This window comes from Picosynechococcus sp. PCC 7002 (genome assembly GCF_963860125.1).
Lineage (GTDB): Bacteria > Cyanobacteriota > Cyanobacteriia > Cyanobacteriales > MRBY01 > MRBY01.
Window position 1 is genome coordinate 142,433 of the sequence record NZ_CAWLFA010000001.1, and the last position, 20,465, is coordinate 162,897.

Annotated in this window: 16 protein-coding genes; 9 read left to right on the forward strand and 7 right to left on the reverse strand. The window is 50.2% G+C overall.

The window, feature by feature from the left end:
* Positions 1 to 109: 109 nt before the first annotated feature.
* Together AACQ84_RS00715 and AACQ84_RS00720 are read right to left on the reverse strand one after the other, a co-directional pair.
* Complete coding sequence (locus tag AACQ84_RS00715; protein ID WP_012305780.1) at positions 110 to 481, reverse strand: DUF565 domain-containing protein; 372 nt, start codon at positions 479 to 481, stop codon at positions 110 to 112.
* A 26-nt stretch (positions 482 to 507) separates the two neighbouring features.
* Entirely contained in the window at positions 508 to 1,110 is a 603-nt protein-coding gene (locus AACQ84_RS00720) for a DUF3611 family protein (RefSeq protein ID WP_012305781.1), read from the reverse strand.
* Positions 1,111 to 1,388: 278 nt separating this feature from the next.
* Between AACQ84_RS00720 and AACQ84_RS00725 the strand changes: the two genes are divergently transcribed.
* From AACQ84_RS00725 to groL, 4 genes are all read left to right on the forward strand, one after another.
* A complete protein-coding gene (locus AACQ84_RS00725) occupies positions 1,389 to 2,990 on the forward strand; it encodes a YcjF family protein (protein ID WP_012305782.1) in 1,602 nt (533 codons plus the stop codon).
* 22 nt (positions 2,991 to 3,012) lie between these two features.
* On the forward strand, positions 3,013 to 3,594 hold the full coding sequence (locus tag AACQ84_RS00730; RefSeq protein ID WP_012305783.1) for a hypothetical protein: 582 nt from the start codon (positions 3,013 to 3,015) through the stop codon (positions 3,592 to 3,594).
* A 56-nt stretch (positions 3,595 to 3,650) separates the two neighbouring features.
* Positions 3,651 to 5,411: an Rqc2 family fibronectin-binding protein gene (locus AACQ84_RS00735; RefSeq protein WP_049761696.1), complete on the forward strand. Its 1,761-nt coding sequence runs from the start codon at positions 3,651 to 3,653 to the stop codon at positions 5,409 to 5,411.
* A 212-nt stretch (positions 5,412 to 5,623) separates the two neighbouring features.
* The gene (groL, locus tag AACQ84_RS00740) at positions 5,624 to 7,291 is read left to right on the forward strand and encodes a chaperonin GroEL (RefSeq protein ID WP_012305785.1); all 1,668 of its coding nucleotides are present in this window, start codon (positions 5,624 to 5,626) and stop codon (positions 7,289 to 7,291) included.
* Between the two features lie 92 nt (positions 7,292 to 7,383).
* On the opposite strand, the gene AACQ84_RS00745 is transcribed toward groL, so the two are convergent.
* From AACQ84_RS00745 to AACQ84_RS00760, 4 genes are all read right to left on the reverse strand, one after another.
* Positions 7,384 to 10,614, reverse strand: a complete 3,231-nt coding sequence (locus tag AACQ84_RS00745) for a PAS domain-containing protein (RefSeq protein WP_012305786.1) — start codon at positions 10,612 to 10,614, stop codon at positions 7,384 to 7,386.
* 352 nt (positions 10,615 to 10,966) lie between these two features.
* Positions 10,967 to 12,367, reverse strand: a complete 1,401-nt coding sequence (locus AACQ84_RS00750) for a glycosyltransferase family 4 protein (RefSeq protein WP_012305787.1) — start codon at positions 12,365 to 12,367, stop codon at positions 10,967 to 10,969.
* Positions 12,368 to 12,457: 90 nt separating this feature from the next.
* A complete protein-coding gene (locus AACQ84_RS00755) occupies positions 12,458 to 14,209 on the reverse strand; it encodes a bifunctional metallophosphatase/5'-nucleotidase (RefSeq protein ID WP_234991336.1) in 1,752 nt (583 codons plus the stop codon).
* Between the two features lie 273 nt (positions 14,210 to 14,482).
* Positions 14,483 to 16,102, reverse strand: coding sequence for a mechanosensitive ion channel (locus AACQ84_RS00760; RefSeq protein WP_041443304.1), 1,620 nt, complete (start codon positions 16,100 to 16,102; stop codon positions 14,483 to 14,485).
* Between the two features lie 191 nt (positions 16,103 to 16,293).
* On the opposite strand from AACQ84_RS00760, the gene AACQ84_RS00765 reads away from it, so the two are divergent.
* The 5 genes from AACQ84_RS00765 (at position 16,294) to AACQ84_RS00785 (ending at position 19,180) form a co-directional block, all read left to right on the forward strand.
* Positions 16,294 to 16,737 (forward strand): SRPBCC family protein, encoded by a 444-nt coding sequence (locus tag AACQ84_RS00765; protein WP_012305790.1) that lies wholly within the window; start codon positions 16,294 to 16,296, stop codon positions 16,735 to 16,737.
* Positions 16,738 to 16,789: 52 nt separating this feature from the next.
* A complete protein-coding gene (locus AACQ84_RS00770; RefSeq protein WP_012305791.1) occupies positions 16,790 to 17,062 on the forward strand; it encodes a hypothetical protein in 273 nt (90 codons plus the stop codon).
* A gap of 104 nt (positions 17,063 to 17,166) precedes the next feature.
* Entirely contained in the window at positions 17,167 to 17,835 is a 669-nt protein-coding gene (locus AACQ84_RS00775; RefSeq protein WP_012305792.1) for an energy-coupling factor ABC transporter ATP-binding protein, read from the forward strand.
* Positions 17,836 to 17,841: 6 nt separating this feature from the next.
* Positions 17,842 to 18,270 carry a dUTP diphosphatase gene (dut, locus tag AACQ84_RS00780; protein ID WP_012305793.1) on the forward strand — a complete coding sequence of 143 codons (429 nt, stop codon included), beginning with the start codon at positions 17,842 to 17,844 and terminating at the stop codon, positions 18,268 to 18,270.
* Positions 18,271 to 18,331: 61 nt separating this feature from the next.
* Entirely contained in the window at positions 18,332 to 19,180 is an 849-nt protein-coding gene (locus AACQ84_RS00785) for a hypothetical protein (protein ID WP_012305794.1), read from the forward strand.
* A gap of 188 nt (positions 19,181 to 19,368) precedes the next feature.
* Here AACQ84_RS00785 and psbA read toward each other — a convergent pair whose 3' ends face one another.
* Entirely contained in the window at positions 19,369 to 20,451 is a 1,083-nt protein-coding gene (psbA, locus tag AACQ84_RS00790) for a photosystem II q(b) protein (RefSeq protein ID WP_012305795.1), read from the reverse strand.
* Positions 20,452 to 20,465: the final 14 nt, after the last annotated feature.

Genomic DNA, 20,465 nt, shown 5'->3' on the forward strand with positions numbered 1-20,465 from the left:
CTAGTCCCTATGTAGAGTTGATTCTAGCACAGGGGAAATTTTTGGTTGATGCCTAGAACAATTGATTCTGATACGGTTTCTCCCCCTTGGCAAGCTCTGGTAACATTCGCTACGAACCGACGTTAACGGCAGAAACAGTGAGGCCATACAGCAGCCCAATTTTGAAGACATGCATCAGTTGAAATAAGAGTCGGCTCTGGGGCGCAGTAGGGTTTGTGGCCGCTTTTTGGGCAATGGTTTGGCGATCGCCTTGTCTGTAGTAGAGAAAATTACTAACTTCAGCCAAAAAAATGATCCCAATGGCAACTATCGGATCCCAAGCCATGGCTTGGCCGATAGCCGGCGGAAAAACCGTCGCAACAAAGTTTCCAAAAAGGAGAAAAATGGCGAGCAAGGCCATCTTGCGCCATGGATTTTGAAAAAAACTGGTAAATTGCCCAAGGGTTTCCCCCAGGAGGAGATTGAGTCGGGTACGTTGCATAGGTCACGTCGGGAACGGTGAGGACATTATTTATTCAATCGATCGAGGAGCCAGAGGGCAATGACAATCCCGGTGAAATGGGAGGCGATCGTGTGGGTATTCGCCAGGATAATAAATAAATCTTTCGGTTGAATGAGCTGGGATGTGTTTGAAAAAACGGCCCCCTGGGGAATGGTCAAAGATTTCCCTAGGACGAGCCCCACAAAGGCTTCGGCACCAATGATCGCAAACATCATACCCAGGAGGTTAGCCAAGAGACCAAATTTAATGGTTTGAATGGTGTAGGATTTCTTGGGCCGGAGGGAGCTATCACCCGCGAGCATCAGTCGGGCAATGGTTTTGTAGCGGAAGAAGAAAAAGATACTCACGATGAGGGCAATGAGACCGCCGGCGGCACAGAATAGCCCAAAGCTGCTTCCCTGGCTAAAGCGAATATCTTGGTTGGCGTTGGTGGCATCACTGCCGACTAGGCTCGCACTGGCAAAGAGGAGAATTAGCGCTGCGACAACACCGAGGATAATCTGTACCCAGAAGCCAATATTACCGGCGAGTTTGAGGGTGGCCGAGGCTCTGAGGATGGCGGCGGGGATCGATGCGCCCGCTAAAGCACCGTAGGAATCACGTTTCATAGGAGTTTGTGGTGATGGGGTTATGTCTGCAGGGTCAGAATTTGCTTTTGCTCCATTCTCTTATATCAACTGTTGGGTTGCCAAAAGGGAAAAGGCGATCGCCCATAACTCCAACCAGCGCTCCCTTGTCTAGCATTTGATGCCCATCACCAAGATCAATCGTGACCAAGCAGCCGGAAACAAACAATGGGAGTCAAGTGAACTAAGGGTTACAGCATCCTCAGCGAAGGGGGACAAGCTATGATGGTCATCAGGTTTTTCAGAGAGTTTGCGCGTTAATGCACCCGATTCGCCTCACCTTATTTTTCATTGGCCTGAGTATTATTCTGGGGCTGATGTTGTGGTTGGTGAATTCCCTCTATCGTCTCTATCTCCAGGTGTCCTTTACGGCGCCATTTCTGGCAAATCTGCTGATTTTGGTGCTTATTGCTTTAATTGGTTTAATTCTCTGGACGTTTTGGCGCTATTTCAACCTCTTTGGTCGCAAACGAAAACCGCGATCGCCCCGGAAAGTTGTCAATTACCAGCCCCAACTGCCCACGGAAAAAACAGAGGTGGCGGCGGCAAATCTACGCACCATTCAACAGCAAGTCAACCAAATCCAAGATAAAGTCGTCCAGAAAGTCCTCCTGAACCGTTCCCAGGAAATTCAGGCGAATTTTGAGCGCCAAGAGCTCCAGGTGGCTGTCTTTGGTACGGGATCAGCGGGCAAAACATCTTTGGTGAATGCTTTGATTGGGCAAATGGTGGGTAACGTCGAAGCGACCATGGGCACTACCCAGACCGGCCAGACCTATCGCCTGAAACTAAAAGGGGTGAATCGGCAGATTTTGATCACGGATACGCCGGGGATTCTAGAAGCGGGGGAAGCGGGCATTCAACGCGATCGCCTGGCGCGGGAGTTGGCAACCAATGCGGATCTGCTGATTTTCGTGGTGGATAACGATCTGCGGCAATCGGAATATGATCCCCTCTGTGAGCTGGCTGAAATTGGCAAGCGATCGCTGTTGGTGTTTAACAAAATCGACGTTTACGCAGACGCTGATCAACAATTAATTGGCGATCGCCTCAAGGAAAAAGTGCAACACCTGATCACTCCCCAGGACGTGGTTTTAGTCTGTGCCAATCCCCAACCCGTAGAACTAGAGGATGGCGAAATTTTTACCCCAGAGCCGGACGTGATGCCCCTAGTAAAGCGTTTAGCGGTGGTGCTGCGGGCTGAAGGGGATGATTTGTTAGCAGATAATCTCCTCCTACAATCCCAACGCCTGGGGGAAGAAGCCCGCAAAATCATTGAACACCAACGGAAAAAACAGGCCGAACAAGTGATCGAACGCTACCAGTGGATTGGTGCTGGAGTAATTGCTGTAACGCCTTTACCTGTGGTGGATATGTTGGCGACGGCGGCGGTAAATGCCCAGATGGTAATGGAAATTGGTCGGGTGTATGGCTGCGAAATCGATGGCGATCGCGGTAAAGAATTAGCCGTCTCCCTCGGCAAAACCCTCGTTAGTTTAGGGGTCGTTAAAGGGGCGGTGGAAATTCTTGCAAAAATTCTCCAAACAAACATTGCTACGTACCTCGTGGGCAAAGCAATCCAAGGGGTGACAGCCGCCTACCTCACGCGCATTGCGGGCAAAAGTTTCATTGAATATTTCTGCCATGACCAGGATTGGGGCGATGGCGGGATCACGGAAGTAGTGCAGGAACAGTTTAAGCTCAGTAAAAAAGATGAGTTTGTCAAAGATTTTGTCGGCGATGCAATTCTAAAAGTTGTCAATCCCTTTAAGGAAGTGTGGCAAATTGAACTGGAAGAAGACCCAGAGTTAGCGGAGTTGGAATGGACGGCACCCCAACGGCGACGGCGGGATGAATGGTAGATTTTGCGCGGAAGCTTGAGGCATGATTATGGCACCACAGCGACAGATTAACTGGCAGAAATTAGCGGAAATTTACGAACTCAAGGAATTTTTTGCGGCGGATTTTGCTGGTTTTCAAGCCGAAATTGAACAGCAATTGCAAGATCTGGATCGCTTCCCGACGGAAACCTTGGATAAATTGGCAAAACTGCGCGCCCTAGAAGTGACCAACGGCATTACCCAATGGGCCTATCGGCGCGGCGCGGCCCAAGCGCTCCCCATCGAGCAGACCCGGCAATGTATGAACATGGTGATGGGCTTTATGAAAAATGTGGAATTGTCGTTTCCCAGTATCGGCACCGTTGAATTTAGCGATTGGGAAACAGACTATGTGCGCCGCGTGCGGGGACTTTATATTGATGCGTTTAAAAATAATGTGCCTGGGGCAGAATCGCAGTTCCATGCCATTTCTACGGCGCAGTTTATCGCCTGTGGTCATCACCGTTTCAATGAGGCGATCGCCCTCGTAGAAGCAGACTATGGGGAACTGTTTTCGGCCTATTTCATCGAGCGGATGAAAAAATATATCGGCGCTTATCTGGATAGTTTTAGCGAAAGCCCCTAAGATCCAAGACTGCGATCCGTGGCATCGGCATTGGGGAGAATCGAGCAGCAATGAAAATTCAGGCAGTAGACTACACAACCTTGGTGGCCCTGGTCACGGAATTACAGCGGGACTGGGTGCCGGCGCGCCTCGAACAAGTTTATCAATACGACAAACAAACCCTCTGTTTAGCCCTGCGTACCCTCGAAAAACGGGAATGGCTCTGGTTATCTTGGCACCCCCAGGCCGCCAGAATGCATTTAGGCGATCGCCCCCCCAGGGATCCCGATACCTTTACCTTTAGCGACCAACTGCGCCACTTGATTAAAGGTTCGGCCTTGCTGGGAATTGAACTGATCCAACCCTGGGAACGGGTGGTGGATTTTCAGTTTGGCCGCCGCCCTGGAGAAGTCCCCCAATGGCATTTGTATGTCGAAATTATGGGGAAACATAGCAACGTAATCCTCGCCAATGCTGACCAGCAAATTGTTACTACGGCCCAACAAATTAGTGGCGATCGCTCCACCGTCCGCCCCGTCCAAACCGGCCAACCCTACGAATTTCCACCGGCCCTGACGAAAACAGCGCCCAGCCCTACAGAATCCTTTGAACGCTGGCAAGAAAGAATCGCCCTATTACCCAAATCCCTGAAAAAACAAATCCTCGAAAATTACCGGGGCGTGAGTCCTATTCTTCTAGAAGGGATGATTGGCGCGGCCCAGTTAACCCCTGAGCAAACGACGGATACCCTCACCGCTAACGATTGGGAAAATCTTTTTCAGCAGTGGCAACGGTGGCTTGCTTGCCTAGAACAGCGACAGTTTTGCCTGACGCTCCAGGACAACCAATATCAAATGGTAACCTGGCAGCCGGATGAATCTTGTTTGCCCCTACAGCCAACTCTCAATCACTATTATCAAAGCCGCCTTAATCAACAACAATTCCAACAACTGCACCACCAACTCAGCCAGAAAGTTAGTCTCCTGTTGGGAAAATTGCAGCAAAAGGCCCAACTTTTCCGAACGCGCCTCACAGAATCCACCGAAGCGGATCAATACCGTCAATACGGCGATTTACTCATGGCCTATTTGCACGAGTGGCAACCGGGTTTAACCAAAATTGCCCTAACGGATTTTGCCTCAGGCGATCGCGTTAAAATTCCCCTCCAACCGGATAAAAATGCTGTCCAAAATGCCCAGGCTTTTTATAAGCAACACCAAAAACTAAAGCGAGCAAATCACATTGTGCAACCACTTTTAAAGGAAGTAGAAACAGAAATTCATTACCTCGAACACATTGAAGCCAGTTTGGGACAAATTGCTAATTACGAAAACGCCACTGACTTGGAAGCTTTACAGGAAATTCAGGCAGAATTGATCCACGGGGGTTACCTCAAAACAAACCGAGAACCCACTGCTAAACAAGCGGTTTCTAAACCCCACATTTACAGCACCCCAGGAGGATCAGAACTCTGGATCGGGCGCAATAACCAACAAAATGATCATCTAACGTTTCGGGTGGCCAATGATTATGATCTTTGGTTCCATAGCCAAGAAATCCCCGGTAGCCATGTTTTATTACGACTAGAACCCGGTGCAGTTCCCGATGAGGCGGAATTGCAGTGGGCGGCGGATTTTGCAGCCTATTACAGCCGCGCCAGCCAAAGCGATCAGGTGCCCATTGTTTATACAAAACCCAAGCACGTTTATAAACCCAAGGGGGCCAAACCAGGAATGTGCATCTATAAACAAGAAACGATTCTCTGGGGTCAACCCCAACGGGCCAAGGCGGCGATCGCCAAATTAACCCAATCCACAGATCAGTCCGAGAAAAAGTAGGGGGTAGGGTTTCGGTTCATTGGGGGGAAAGGTATGAGATCCCTCACTTGATTTTTTAAAGAGAATATGTAGCCACAAAAGACAAATTGCTTGAAAAGCCTTTTTTAAAAGCTTTTGGCCCGTTTGCATCGCCGAAACCAGAAAACATTAGCAGTCGCCCCCTAGGAGTGCTAAATTTGCTAGTGACGTAAAACTTTATAACGCAAACTCCTATGGCTAAGATTGTCTCTTTCAAGGATGACTCTAGACGCTCCCTCGAAGCAGGGATTAATGCCCTTGCCGATGCGGTAAAAATCACCCTCGGCCCCAAGGGTCGGAATGTACTCCTCGAAAAGCAGTATGGTGCGCCCCAAATTGTGAATGATGGGATCACCGTTGCAAAGGATATTGAACTTAGTGATCCGCTCCAAAATACGGGGGCGCGGTTAATCCGGGAAGTGGCAGCGAAAACCAATGACAGTGCTGGGGATGGCACGACCACTGCTACCGTTATGGCCCAAGCGTTGATCCGCGAAGGTTTGAAAAATGTGACGGCTGGGGCAAATCCCGTGGCCCTGCGCCGGGGTATTGATGCGGCAGTGAAGTTCCTCGTGAAGGAAGTTGCCGCGATCGCCAAGCCCGTTGAAGGAGAGGCGATCGCCCAGGTGGCCGCTGTGTCTGCTGGGAATGACGAAGAAGTAGGCCGGATGATCTCCGAAGCCATGGCCAAAGTCACCAAAGATGGCGTGATCACCGTTGAAGAGTCCAAGTCCCTCGCCACCGAACTGGATGTAGTCGAAGGAATGCAACTGGATCGCGGTTATATCTCCCCCTATTTCGTCACCGACCAGGAACGGCAAATCGTTGAATTTGAAAATCCCTACATCCTGATCACCGACAAGAAAATTTCGGCGATCGCCGACCTCGTGCCCGCCCTCGAACAGGTAGCCCGTTCTGGTCGTCCTTTGCTGATTGTTGCCGAAGACATTGAAGGGGAAGCCCTGGCGACCCTCGTTGTGAACAAAGCCCGTGGTGTCCTCAATGCCGCCGCGATCAAGGCTCCCAGTTTTGGCGATCGCCGTAAGCAAATGCTCCAGGACATCGCTGTCCTCACCGGCGGTCGGGTCATTTCCGAAGAAGTGGGCCTCAGCCTCGAAGCCATTGACCTTGATATGCTCGGTAACGCCGAAAAAATCACCATCAGTAAGGAAGAAACTACCATCGTTTCCGGCGGCGGTAGCAAAGCTGACATTGACGCCCGCGTTAGCCAAATCCGTAAGCAACTGGCTGAAACCGACTCCGAATATGACATGGAGAAACTCCAGGAGCGGATCGCCAAGCTTGCTGGTGGTGTCGCTGTGATCAAAGTTGGTGCAGCCACCGAAACTGAACTCAAAGACCGCAAGCTCCGCATCGAAGATGCCCTCAATGCCACCAAAGCCGCTGTCGATGAAGGCATTGTTCCTGGTGGTGGCACGACCCTAATTCACCTCGCTGAAAAGGTCGCTGAAGTAAAGGCAAGCCTCAGTAGCGACGAAGAGAAGCTCGGTGTCGATATCGTTTCCCGCGCCCTAGAAGCGCCCCTCCGCCAATTGGCTGATAACGCGGGTGCCGAAGGTTCTGTGGTTGTAGAACGGGTTCGTACCAGTGACTTCAACGTTGGCTACAACGCGGCCACTGGCGAATATGTCGATATGATTGCCGCTGGCATCATTGACCCGGCGAAGGTTGTCCGTTCTGTTCTGCAAAATGCAGCCTCCATCGCTGGAATGGTGATCACAACCGAAGCCCTCGTCGTTGAGAAGCCCGAACCCGAAGCGCCCGCCCCTGACATGGGTGGTGGTATGCCCGGTATGGGTGGCATGGGCGGCATGGGAATGCCTGGCATGGGAATGATGTAATTTTTCCTGAACCCTTTTAAAGATTCATTATCTGCATTGGGCACCCTCCGGGGTGCTTTTTTTGTTTTCTGGGCGCAAAATCTTGGGTTAAGTTAGCCCATCGGGGACTGTTCCTGTAACCAGTGATTGAGGGTTTCCCGGAGGGTTTGGGGATTGAGGGGTTTACTGAGGTAGTCGTTCATGCCTGCTGCCAAATACTGCTCTTGGTTGGCTTCTCCTAGGGTGGTGGTGAGCGCAATGATCGGTATCTGCCGGTGGCGATCGCCGCCACCACCCCGGCGAATATGTTGGCTCGTTTGAAAGCCATTCATCTTGGGCATGAGGCAATCCATCAAAATTAAACGATAGGGCTGATTTTCAGGGGTTGCTTGGAGCATTTGTAGGGCTTCTGTGCCCCCTGGGGCGACATCGACGGAAAAACCAAACTGTTGACAGAGGCCCCGAATAATAATTTGATTGACGGGGTTATCTTCCACGAGGAGGAGGCGGGCCGAGATTTTTTGGCCCTGTTTGCTTGCACTAGGTTGGGAGCCAGAATCTGGGGTTCTAGCGTTTGGCTGGGCGAAATTTTCACAGAAACGCCGACAGGCCTGCCACAGGGGACGGGATAAAATCGGCTTGACGAGGTGGTGGGTTGCCGTGAGTTGGGGGAAGCTTTGGGGATCGGTGGGGCTATAGGGAAACGTGGTGAGCAGCAGTAACTGACAGGTTTTTTGAGGGTAAAGCTGTTGGAGATTTTGGGCGAGGGTCAGGGCATCGATCTCCCTCAGGGAATGATCCAAGATCAGGAGGGGCGTTTCGGTGGTGGGGGGCTGGGTTTGCCAAAGGGCGATCGCCTCTTGGCCGTTGGCTGCGGCTTGGACAGTGGCGCCCCAGGCTTGGAGTTCATCGCGCAAAATTTCCCGTTGGGTTTGTTGCTCTTCGACGATGAGGATCTCTAGCCCCTGCAAGCTATCGGCGGTCATCCGCGACAGTTGAGATCGCCCCGCCCCATACCCTAGGGTAAAGGTAAAACAGCTCCCCTCCCCTGGGGTACTAATCACTTCAATGGTGCCCCCCATCACTTGACAAAGACGCTGGGTAATCGCCAAACCGAGACCCGTGCCACCATAACGCCGGGTGGTTCCCGCTTCTAACTGGGTAAAAGGCTCGAAAAGATCGTTCAATTTCTCAGCGGCGATGCCAATGCCAGTATCCGTCACTGAGCAGGTAAAATCGAGGCGATCGCCAACCCGCTCCGTTTGACAGCGAATCATCACCTCCCCTTGGTTGGTAAATTTAATCGCATTGCTTACCAGATTCGTCAGGATTTGTCGTAAACGCCCAGGGTCCCCTTGGATAGAACCGTGCCGCAAACCCCGTAAATCAAAAATGAGATTGAGACCTTTCTCCTGGGCGGCAAACGCCATCAACTTGGCAAAATTTTCAAAAAATTGATGGAGATCAAAATCCACCGTTTCTAGTTGCAACTTGCCGGCTTCCATCTTCGAGAAGTCCAAAATATCGTTCAGCAACATCAGTAAAGATTCGGCGCTAGAAAGGGCGATGTGGGCGTGTTCTTGCTGTTCCGTGGTGAGCCCTTCGCTGTAGAGCAGTAAATTGAGCATCCCGATAATGCCATTCATGGGCGTCCGAATTTCGTGGCTCATGGTGGCTAAAAACATACTTTTGGCATGGGCGGCCGCTTCGGCTGCTTCTTTGGCATCAATCAACGCCAGTTCCGCCTGTTTGCGATCGCCAATGTCACTATGGGTACCAATAATCCGCAGGGGTTCCCCTGACGGCGTCCATTCGATCACCTTGCCCCGGTCTAAAATCCACTTGTAGGAACCATCTTTGCACCGCACCCGATGTTCACTGCGATAGATTTCTGTCTGGCCATCAAGGTGAGCTTGGATGGCTTGATAAGTCATTGCCAAATCATCTGGGTGGACACGACTTTCCCATTCCATCAGGGTGTCACCAATTTCCGCCTCGCTGTAGCCCAACATCGCTTTCCACTGCCGCGAGAAAAAGACACGATTTGTTTGGGCATTCCAATCCCAGACCCCATCTCCAGAACCCTCTAGGGCAAATTGCCAGCGGAGTTCACTTTCCCGGAGAGCCTGTTCTGCCAAGACCCGCTCCGTGATATCGAGGGCAGTTCCAAAAAAACGGATGGTTTTGCCAGAGGCATCTTTTTGACTACTCCCCCTCGCCTCATGGTAGAAAATTTGGCCATTGGTCAGTTGGGCACGGTATTGCACCATATAGCTTTCGCCCGTGCGCATCGCTGTTTCAACGCAGCGTTTGAGGCGTTCCTGGTCATCGGGGTGGATTAAGGCCCAATGTTCATCGTAGGTGGGCGGCCCCTGGGCCATATTTAAACCAAACATCCGCAACAGTTCCGGCGACCAGGAGAGACGACCAGTGGCAAGATCGACTTCCCAGCTACCGATATGGGCGAGGCGTTGGGCTTCCTGGAGGGAGGCTTCACTGCGTTTGAGGCGTTCTTCAAAGCGTTTGTAGGGAGTCAAATCAATGTGGGAGCCAATAATGCGCAGCGGTTGACCTTGTGCATCCCATTCGATGACCTTACCAGAACAAAGCACCCAAACCGTGGAGCCATCTCGGTGACGATAACGGACTTCGTTGCAGAAGGGAATTTCGCCATGGCTAGCAATGTGCTGTTGCAGGTTGTGGTTAACTTTCTGGAGATCTTCGGGAAAAATCAGTTTTTGCCAGGATTCTGGGCGGTTAGGCAGTTCGTGATCTGCATAGCCAAACATCCGCTTAAAACTGGGGCTGAGATACTCGATATTGTTGATACAATCCCAGTCCCAATAGCCAGCAAAGGCATTTTCAAGAATTTCTTCAAAGAATTTCAGTTCATGGTGACTGTATTCCGGTGCTGCGGCTGGTTCTGGGTCGAGGTGTTGGCGTAATTCGGCGAGGCGATCGCCAGGCAAGATTCCCACTGGTCTCCCTTGCTCATCCACAAGGGTCAGCCAAGCAAGCTGCTGCTCGGCGAAGTATTGACATAATGATTCAATTTGGTCGAGGGCGGCCACGGGATAGGTCGGGGCGGGCCGTTGCATAATCTCTGCGGCGGTGGCCGTTTGGGGATTTTCCCCCTGGGCGATCGCCCGTAAAATATCCCCAGGAGAAACGGTGCCAAGGAGTTGTTCATCGGCCATAACCAGCACACCAACAAGCTGAAGATCGGCACAAAGGCGATCGCTCAATGCGATGAGAGATAGATCAGGCGAAACAATAACCGGTTGATGCAGCAAACTGGCGATAATTTCAGGTGTTAAAAACCGAAGCGGACGTGCTGCTGACATGGCACACAGGCGAAACAATAGCGGCGATGGCGAGCCACAAAAACAAACTTTTGTGTGTTAATTCTTTGGGGGCTACCTTTTATAATATCAAGCGATGTTTCTTATGGCTTCGTTTATGAAGGGAAAAGAAACAAATATTTTTTGATTTGAAATTCAAAAAAAACAACTTCACAATGTAAAAAAGACGCCTCTAGTTTCTGTGGCAATTGATAGTAACTCTCAATTCAGTTACAGTCTAAAAATGTCAACAAGTAGATCCAACTAACATTAAATTGCTATGAAATTTTTCCATCTTGAAATACATTAATTGTTTTTTGAATTTCAGTTAGATTATCAGTGCTGAGATTGCGGACTATTTGACAATCAGATAACCGTCACGATACCAAGTTTCAAGCTGTGCGGGGGAAATGCCGCTGGCGATCGCCTCTTTTTGGGTAAACCCTTCAGGATATTCACTGAGCAAAGTTTGCAGTGCGGGAATGGTTTGGTGTTTGGCAAGAAAATCATGGTAAATGCCCCCTTCCCAGAGGTAACACCACGACGGTAAACAGTAATTGGTTTCCTCCGTGATGGGCGTATAACGATAGGCGAGGGGGTCACGACATTGCGCGTTTAAAATCGCTTGGGCATAGCCTTCGAGTTGGCTTTGTACGCCATAATTTTCGTGGAGATAGGCGAGGGTTTCGGGGGAAGTTTTGCGTTTTTCTATAATAATTTGCGCGGCGATCACTGCCGCTATTTCTGCATCCCCAAAATGGACTTTATCAATTAAGTGATCGGGCAACAATTCCCGATGGGTCGAGACACGGGACACAATCGCTGGGGTGCCACAACCCAAGGATTCATAGGGGGAATTACCAAAAGATTCAACAAAATTACCCAAGCCCAAGGTGACAGCACCCAAACTGTAATATTGGGGCATTAACGACTGGGGAATCCATTCATGAAAAATAAAATTTTGCGTTAAATTGCGGGTTTTAATTTCCGTTTCCATCTCCCGATAAAAGGCTGCCACCTCCGGCGAAATGCCCACCTCTAACCAGCGGGGAACCAACACTTTCAAATTGGTGATGCCGTATTTATGAACAAGTAAATCAGCGACGGCGATCGTTTGAGGTAAACCCTTGCTAGGTTCAGGGCGGTGGGGATGAATCACAATCGCATCTTTGACCGGGTCAACAGGCACAATCGCCAAAATTTCTTGCGGTGGAGTCGGTTTAAAAATATCCCAATCAATGCCCGTTGAAACCACCAACAACCGCCCATTTAATTCTGGCAAAAATCGCCCCATCGTCTCCGCATAAAAACGCCGCGAATATTCCGACACCGCAATCAGGCGATCGCCCTGAAATAAAAATCCCCCAAGGATTGTTTCCGGATAGACGTTATCCCGCAGTGCTACCACCGTCGGAATGTGCTGGTAAGCATAGGGAAACAGGAATTCGCCGTCGTGCATATAAAAGCGATCCGCCCCATCGAGGTGAGCTGCCACATCCTGCATCATGTTCGCAATGTCATAGGCAGGGATGGCGTAGGGCTGTGGAAAGGGTTGATGGAACCGCAAAATCGGTTTAACCAGCACATTGTCATGCCAACGAAATTCAACGCAACTATCGGCGCAACGGGTCGAGAGAATCACCACCTCATGCCCCATTTCCCCCAGATACACCGAGATATTTTTAATCTGTTTCGGTGCGCCCCCCAGCACGCGATCGCCAAACAGGGGATTAATCGAGAACATGACAATTTTCATCGGTGGCAACCCAAACGCGACGGCAAAAAAACATTTCCAATCAAAGCAAACCCAGATCAAGCCTAGTTTAAGATTTGACTAGGAATCGTTTTAGACAAACTCAATCTGTAACCGTCCATCCCGCACCACTCCGCCCGCTTTCGTCACGCCGCCATAGGTTTTAATGTGGGTGATCAAAGCTTCCCGCAGTAGCAATTCCGTATCCTTGCTGGGCAAGACATCAAGATTAAACAGGGCAATATCCAGATGCTTTTGGGTAAATTTAGCTTCCCAGTGGCAGGCAGGTTGCCGGATAAAACTATGGGTCACAAAGGTAAAAGTTTGCGCCAGTTGCTCTTTTAACGGGATGCCCCGCACCACAATATCCGTTGCCTGAGCCACGACGCGATTTTCACCGAGCCGAATTTTGTAGCGAATTTGCCCGCTAAATTGCACAAAACCCCGTTCTAGGTGGGCTTCACCGTAGCGATTTGCCCGCCGTGCATTGTCCTGCAACAGATCCCAAAGTTGTGCCCCTGTGATTTGAAACAAGCGCAACGTATCGGCGTGGGGCATCACCGCAAACCAATCGCCATAGACCAACGTTGCTGGGGGTAAACCTGCGCATAACACCGCCGCATCGGTCAGGGCAAAATCTACTTCGTAACCGTTTTTCTGTGCCTGTGCCACCATGCCCGCTGTGATGAAATTGGCAAAGGCGGATTCATGGCTGGCAAAATCATTTAAAACCGCATCGGTTTCCAAATCGGGGTGATCGGCGACCATGCCCAAGGGGTGATTCAGTTTTTGGTGTAGGGAGGTAATGATCGGGGCAATCTGGGTTTGCTCAAAGGTTGGCTCAACAGGCAGATCGGCAGTCACAGACAGTTTGGCATTGGTCACGGTGGCGGGCTGCTGCTCATCTCTCAGAGTAATGGTCACTTCCCCTAAAAAACGCCCTAAAGTTCCCGCCTGCACAATGGGAATACCGTTGACGATGTTTTCTTGATTCAGACAGGTTTCATTCAAAATGTGGTGGGTATGTCCGCCGATAATCAAATCCACTGCGCCAGAGGGTAAATGTTCCGCCAGTTGGCGATCGCCGTAATCTTCCACTGTGGCGCTGGTCGATTGCAAATCATAGCCTAGATGACTGAGAATAATCAGCACATGGCAATAGGGACGCAACACAGGTAAAAGATTTTTGACAACTTGCACCGGATCGACAAAGGTTAAATGGCGCGCATCGGAACCCTTCATTTGCGCCGAGGTGGTTAAGCCGATAATGCCGACCCGTACCCCCTTCACATCCAGTAATGCCGCCGGATAAACGACCTTTTTTAGCTGGGCTGGCGGTAACAGATTCGCCGACAACACCGGAAAATCCCCCGACCGTTGAATCATTTTGGCGAGGGCATGGGTGCCTAAATCGAGATCGTGATTCCCCAAAGCGGCGGCATCGACCCCCAAGGTTTGATATAGATCGTAGGCATGGTTGCATTCAGAAACCAGCGCATCAAAGGGGGTTCCCACCATGTCATCCCCCGCCGAAAGGAGTAACACCCCAGCTTGGGGATTGTTGGCATACTTGCGTTGTTGCTGGTGGTAACGGGAGACAAGCCGCGAAAAAACAGGAATATTTCCCTCTGGGGCAAGGTGACTGATGCGTCCATGCAGGTCATTAAAATGCAAAATTTTTAACCGAAAGGGGGTCACAATCGGCAGGTCAGCGGCACGGGGAATTTGGTAGCGACTGGAAAGATTCGGCGTAATCTCAATTTCGGTGACGGGTTGGGTCGCATCGCCGATCAATAAAAAGCGCGATCGCCCCTGATTTTTCGCCAGATAGGGAGCGGCGACCAAGCATAGCGGATTGGGGATAAATGCAGATTCTGATCGGGCAGAAGGCTTTGGGACTGGAAGATTTGGCTGACTGTTCACAGGACTTCCCAAAAGGATGACGGCACAGGCAAGGCGATCGCCACAATGACGAAATGCAGTTTCTATGGGAAGCGTGGCACAGTTGTTTAATCGGCGCGTTAAGGTTCCGTTAGTGGGCTGTAAAGTTCTGCCAAAGTAACCGAAAAAAAGACATGGCCGCAACCATGTCTAGAGTAATTACGTTTTTAAGAGCATTTAGTCGTTTTTCATCGAATCAAGCCAATTTCTGACCTGTTCTGCGGCGATATCTTTACCACCGAGACCAAAGGCAATGGCGATCGCCACGGCGATTCCACCGACCAGCAGTCCAAAGGCCAGATTGACAATATTGGTCGCAATGCCCATTTGTTCCAGGGCCATCGCCCCAACGAGCACCAGGATAATGACCCGTGCTGCTTGACCGAGGATCTTCGATTGCCTAGAACCAGAGGCAGCCAGGGCTTTGTAGGAAATGTTGGAGAAATACAGACCCAACGCAAAGATCAAAAGGGCGACTAACACCTGTCCGGCGATCGCTAAAATGACCCCCACAACGCTGGTGAGAGCTTCAATTTGTAGCACATCAACGGCAGTCAGCGCCGCCACCAACATAATGACCACCAGGGAAATCGTCCCCATCACCTGGGAAGGGGTTTTACCGGGTTTTGCGGTTTCGCCCTCGCCTTCCCTAGGGGCCGCACTAACCATCCCGTCTAGGCCGAGCCAAGTTAAGACATTATCAAAGCCAAAACCCGTCAGCACATTGCTCACAAACTCAGACACATATTCACCCACCACATAGGCAAAGGTGAGAATAATCGCAGCGGCGAGAATCTTGGGCAAGAGCATCAACACTTGATCCAACATGGCGATCGCCGGGAGCGAAATCGCCTCAATCTGGGCCACCTCTAGGGCAGAAATCGCCACAGGGATCAAGATCAAAATATAAGCAATGGTACCGAGCACCCAAGACAGAGACTGTCGCCCAGCACTACTAGACAGACCAAATTTTTCACCAATTTGATCTACGCCCGTTGCCTTCAGGAGGTTGGTCACCAAACGGCGCACCACCTGGGCAATGAACCAACCCACAACCCCAATCAGGGCCGCCGCAAAGAGATCCGGCAGGATTAGCAATACTTCATCCACGACATCCCGTAGGGGCGCGAGGGTGTTTTCTAGGCCCAGGGTTTCGAGGATCGGCGTAAGGAAAAAGAAGAAAATAAACCAATACAGCGCATTGCCGATGGTTTCACTGATATTCGTGGTCTGGGATTGCGGTGCCGTTTCTGCTTCTGTCGCCTCGGTCTCAGCGCTAGTGTCCGCCGGATTAAGGCGCTCATCTAGGCGAAAGGTATTTAGGCCTTTGACCACAATTAATTTGGCAATGGTGGCCACCAACCAAGCAACCCCTAACCACAAACCCGCCGCAAACAGTTGGGGCAAGAAGTTTGTGACTTGACTAAGCAGTTCATTCAGTGGTGTGTAAACCCCGTCAAGCTGGAGGGTTTCTAAAACAGCCACCACCGTAAAGAGAATGACGAACCAATAAACGATATTCGCCGCCCAAACTTCAATGGGCAGATCACTTTTGCCGTCGTGACCGGTGATCCAAGCAGCAATTTTATTATCGACATCGGTTTTATTCAGCAACCCTTTGACGATGGCTTTCACCACCAGGGCAACGATCCAACCGATGATTAAGATGGCGATCGCCTTAATGATATTGGCGACATCTTCCCCGACGAGGGTTTGTAGAGACTCCGGTAATTGGAGTGCTAAAACAGCATAGGGGTCACCCACAGGAGGCCCCAAGGTATTGATTAAAGGTGACATTGTTTCAGAATTAAAATCAAATAACTACATCGCTAATCACGGCCATAATGGGCGTTTTTGCGCTAATTTACGGCAAGACGTTGCCTCTTCCACCCTACAAAGATCCTCCGGATTTTTCACCCGCAAAAAGGATAAATTCGCTATATTTCTTTTCATAACTTTGGGAAAATCCACCTTTAGATAGAATTTTGATGGAAATTTTTGAGCAATCAATTCAAGTGCGGGCCAGTGCCACCTGTGTTGAGCAGTGTTTTACGGATCTAGAAACCATGCACCGCTGGTTAAATCCCCTGCTGCGGTGTGAACCCCTCGGCGATCGCTGGAGCACAGCCCTCGAAAGTCAAAGTCGCTTTTGGTTAAAAATTCCCTTGGTTAACCTGGTGTTGAATAATCGCGTCGTAGAACGGGAACCGGGGTTAATTGTCTGGCAATTCACGGGCTTTTTCCGGGGGCGAGACCGTTGGGAATGCATCCCCAATGCCACAGGAACCCAGTTGGTAAACCGCTTTCAGTTTGAAATTCCCAATCCTTTGGTGCGTTGGGGCTTTAAAACCTTTGCCGCCCGCTGGACAAAGAAAGATATGCAGGCCCAACTGCGACGGATCAAGGCGATCGCCGAAGCATCCCAACCGTGACCCCCCAAACCGTTTAAGATAAATAACTAGGAAAAATAACCCGTAAACCTGCATGTATAGTTTGGATTTGACCCTCAAATATAGCCCGATCCCCGTTTCTGTCCAACGTAAAGAAGCTGATGCGGCCCAAGCACTCTATCAATCTGTCCTTGAGGCGATGAAAGGCGACTACGCCACCCTCCTCGAACTCACCTGCGAAAAGGATGAGGATAAAAAAATCGCCCTCCTCAGTGATCAAATTAGTGCCGTTGTCCTCAACAAGAAAAGTGGTGCAGCCGCTGGCGGACGGGTACCAGGCTTTTTTGCCACCCAAGCAGCAGAATAACAAAGGTCTCTGGCCTCAATCCACGGGGGGCGATCGCTGCCCTCTTTTTTGTTACGTTTACTGTGTCGTTGTGATTATGGCCCCCAGTGACCACTCCCAAAGCCATGTCTAGTTCTGCCATTGCCGTCGAAAACCTAAATTTCAGTTGGCAACCGGACAAAAAAATCCTCAGTCACTGCAATCTAGCCGTCCCCCAGGGAGAATTTTGGATGCTCTTGGGCACCAATGGCAGTGGCAAATCGACTCTGTTACGGATTCTGGCGGGACTCCTAACGGCCGATTCGGGTACCGTTGAATTGATCCAACCCGTCGGCTTTGTCTTTCAAAACCCAGATCACCAGTTGGTCATGCCTACCGTGGGCGCAGATGTCGCCTTTGGCCTGGTTTCTGAACGCTTACCAACCCCCACCATCCAACAGCGGGTGGCCGAAGCCTTGGGAGCAGTGGGTTTAGGTAATTTGGCCCGTCGGCCGATCTATGCCCTCAGTGGTGGCCAAAAACAACGGGTCGCCATTGCCGGGGCGATCGCCAGACATTGTGAAGTGCTGCTCCTCGATGAACCCACGGCCCTCTTGGATGGTGATACCCAACTCGATCTCGTCAAACAAGTGCAACATCTGGTTAAAAGTCGGGGGATGACGGCCCTCTGGGTGACCCATCGCCTCGATGAATTAGACTTTTGTGATGGGGCCTTCCTCTTGGAAAATGGCCGAGTCGTTGACCAAGGCGATCCTCAAACCCTTAAACATCGTCTACAAACCACCACCGTCTAGCTTTCTATGCACCTCCGTCTCCTCAAACTCCACCCCAACGCGATTATTCCCAAATACCAACATGAAGGAGATTCTGGCGTTGATCTCCATGCCATTGAACCCGTGGCGATCGCCCCCCACAAAACCGCCTTGATCAAAACGGGCCTCGCGGCGGAAATTCCCATTGGCACCGAACTTCAAATTCGTCCCCGCAGTGGTTTGGCCCTCAAACAAAGCGTCACCGTTCTCAATAGCCCTGGCACCATCGACGCCAACTATCGCGGCGAAATCGGCGTGATTTTAATCAACCATAGCGATACAGTTTTTGAGGTCAAAGCCGGGATGCGCATTGCCCAAATGGTGATGGTTCCCGTGATGCATTTGGATATTACGGTGGTTGACAAAGTCAGCGACACAAGCCGAGGTACGGGCGGGTTCGGCTCTACGGGCACTTAAATCCAAAGTGCCTTACGCTAAATTGGAAGAAAGGTAACTACGGTAGGCAACATTTGCGGCTATGGACTTTTCTTTTTTTTGGGGCTTAGGGTTAGGGGGAATTGGCCTGTTTTTTACGATGCGCACCGTCCAAAAGCAGGAAATTTTAAAGCTCAAAAAAAACTTTGCCACCCAACAGGAAGCCTACGAATCCCAGCTCCAGCTCCAGGCGGAAAACTACAGTTTAGAAATGGCGAATCAAGCCCAGGACTTTCAACAGGCGATCGCCGATCTTGAACAACGTATTGCCAGCCAAACTCAAATTAAAGAACGTCTCGAGCAAAAGCTACAACGGGAAAAAGAATTAAGCCTCGCTAGCCAAAAGAAACTCCGTGAAAATAACCGCGACATTGACGAAATTCTTGAATCTTTAGAACAATCCCAACAGGATGTCCTGCACCACAAAGAAGCAGAAATCAGCCAACTGAAAGCCCAATTACAAGAATATGCAGTTGACTTAGAACAACAAAAAGTTGATTTATTTAATCTCCAACAGCAGTCAGCTTCCCAACAAAAGACCCAAGGCGATCGCCTCAACGCAGAACAAATACAAACCCTTGTGGGTACTCTACTACCAGAAATCACCCTTCTGCGGGACTCTCTAAATGTATTAGTAGACCAGCCCGAAAACCTCGTCGCCCTCATCAAAGCCCTGAAAGATATTCTTGAAGGCCAAGCCTACGCCGCCAAAAAAGTCCGCGCCACTGACAACAAATGGACAGAATGCCGGGTGCCCCATATCAATTTGATGCGCCTTTATTATCAAAAATGTAAAAAAACATCAGGCTATCAAGTATTAATTTCACCCAAGAAAAATCAAAAAAGCCAAGATCAAGATTACGAATGGCTAAAAAATCAAAGTAGTTGTTAATGATTGACCAAAAATATATTTTTTCAACTGCGATTGCGATACTAACAATCCGAAATTTTCCCAAAAAAAAGCAAGCAAGCAGAAGCCCCCACCATCTCTGGTAGGGGCCTTCGCCAATCATTACTTATTCAGTTTTACTGTCAAAGCAATCATCTTTTCTCAACTAAGCCCGAAGACTCAAACAGTTATTAACCGTTGATTGCAGGTGCTTGCAGAGCTACAGGTGCTTGCTCGCCAGCTGCTAAGTCTAAGGGGAAGTTGTGAGCGTTACGCTCGTGCATTACTTCAAAACCGAGGTTCGCACGGTTCAGAATGTCCGCCCAGGTGTTGATTACACGACCTTGAGAGTCAAGGATGGACTGGTTGAAGTTGAAACCGTTCAGGTTGAATGCCATGGTAGATACACCAAGAGCAGTGAACCAGATACCGACTACAGGCCATGCACCCAAGAAGAAGTGCAAGGAACGGCTGTTGTTGAAAGATGCATATTGGAAGATCAAACGACCGAAGTAGCCGTGGGCTGCAACGATGTTGTAAGTTTCTTCCTCTTGACCGAACTTGTAACCGTAGTTCTGAGATTCGGTTTCAGTGGTCTCACGTACCAAAGAAGAGGTTACGAGAGAACCGTGCATTGCGGAGAACAAAGAACCGCCGAATACACCAGCCACACCGAGCATGTGGAAGGGGTGCATCAGGATGTTGTGCTCTGCCTGGAATACGATCATGAAGTTGAACGTACCAGAGATACCCAAAGGCATACCATCAGAGAAGGAACCTTGACCGATGGGGTAGATGAGGAATACTGCAGTTGCTGCTGCTACGGGAGCAGAGAATGCAACACAGATCCAGGGACGCATACCGAGGCGGTAAGATAGTTCCCACTCACGACCCATGTAGCAGAATACGCCAATGAGGAAGTGGAAAATTACCAACTGGTAAGGGCCACCGTTGTACAACCACTCATCGAGGGAAGCTGCTTCCCAGATGGGGTAGAAGTGGAGACCAATTGCGTTAGAAGAAGGAACAACTGCACCAGAGATGATGTTGTTTCCATAGAGAAGAGAACCTGCTACAGGCTCACGGATACCGTCGATGTCAACGGGAGGAGCAGCGATGAACGCAATGATGAAGCAGGTGGTGGCAGTGAGAAGGGTGGGGATCATCAGGACGCCGAACCAACCGACATAGATGCGGTTCTCGGTGCTGGTGATCCACTGACAGAACTTCTCCCACAAGGAGGCGCTGCCGCGCTGTTGTAGTGTAGTAGTCATGTGTTTATGATTGC

Coding starts and splice junctions, on each gene's coding strand:
- AACQ84_RS00715 (WP_012305780.1), bottom strand. CDS start 481: ATGCAACGTACCCGACTCAATCTCCTCCTGGGGGAAACCCTTGGGCAA.
- AACQ84_RS00720 (WP_012305781.1), bottom strand. CDS start 1,110: ATGAAACGTGATTCCTACGGTGCTTTAGCGGGCGCATCGATCCCCGCC.
- AACQ84_RS00725 (WP_012305782.1), top strand. CDS start 1,389: ATGCACCCGATTCGCCTCACCTTATTTTTCATTGGCCTGAGTATTATT.
- AACQ84_RS00730 (WP_012305783.1), top strand. CDS start 3,013: ATGATTATGGCACCACAGCGACAGATTAACTGGCAGAAATTAGCGGAA.
- groL (WP_012305785.1), top strand. CDS start 5,624: ATGGCTAAGATTGTCTCTTTCAAGGATGACTCTAGACGCTCCCTCGAA.
- AACQ84_RS00745 (WP_012305786.1), bottom strand. CDS start 10,614: ATGTCAGCAGCACGTCCGCTTCGGTTTTTAACACCTGAAATTATCGCC.
- AACQ84_RS00750 (WP_012305787.1), bottom strand. CDS start 12,367: ATGAAAATTGTCATGTTCTCGATTAATCCCCTGTTTGGCGATCGCGTG.
- AACQ84_RS00760 (WP_041443304.1), bottom strand. CDS start 16,102: ATGTCACCTTTAATCAATACCTTGGGGCCTCCTGTGGGTGACCCCTAT.
- AACQ84_RS00765 (WP_012305790.1), top strand. CDS start 16,294: ATGGAAATTTTTGAGCAATCAATTCAAGTGCGGGCCAGTGCCACCTGT.
- AACQ84_RS00770 (WP_012305791.1), top strand. CDS start 16,790: ATGTATAGTTTGGATTTGACCCTCAAATATAGCCCGATCCCCGTTTCT.
- AACQ84_RS00775 (WP_012305792.1), top strand. CDS start 17,167: ATGTCTAGTTCTGCCATTGCCGTCGAAAACCTAAATTTCAGTTGGCAA.
- dut (WP_012305793.1), top strand. CDS start 17,842: ATGCACCTCCGTCTCCTCAAACTCCACCCCAACGCGATTATTCCCAAA.
- AACQ84_RS00785 (WP_012305794.1), top strand. CDS start 18,332: ATGGACTTTTCTTTTTTTTGGGGCTTAGGGTTAGGGGGAATTGGCCTG.
- psbA (WP_012305795.1), bottom strand. CDS start 20,451: ATGACTACTACACTACAACAGCGCGGCAGCGCCTCCTTGTGGGAGAAG.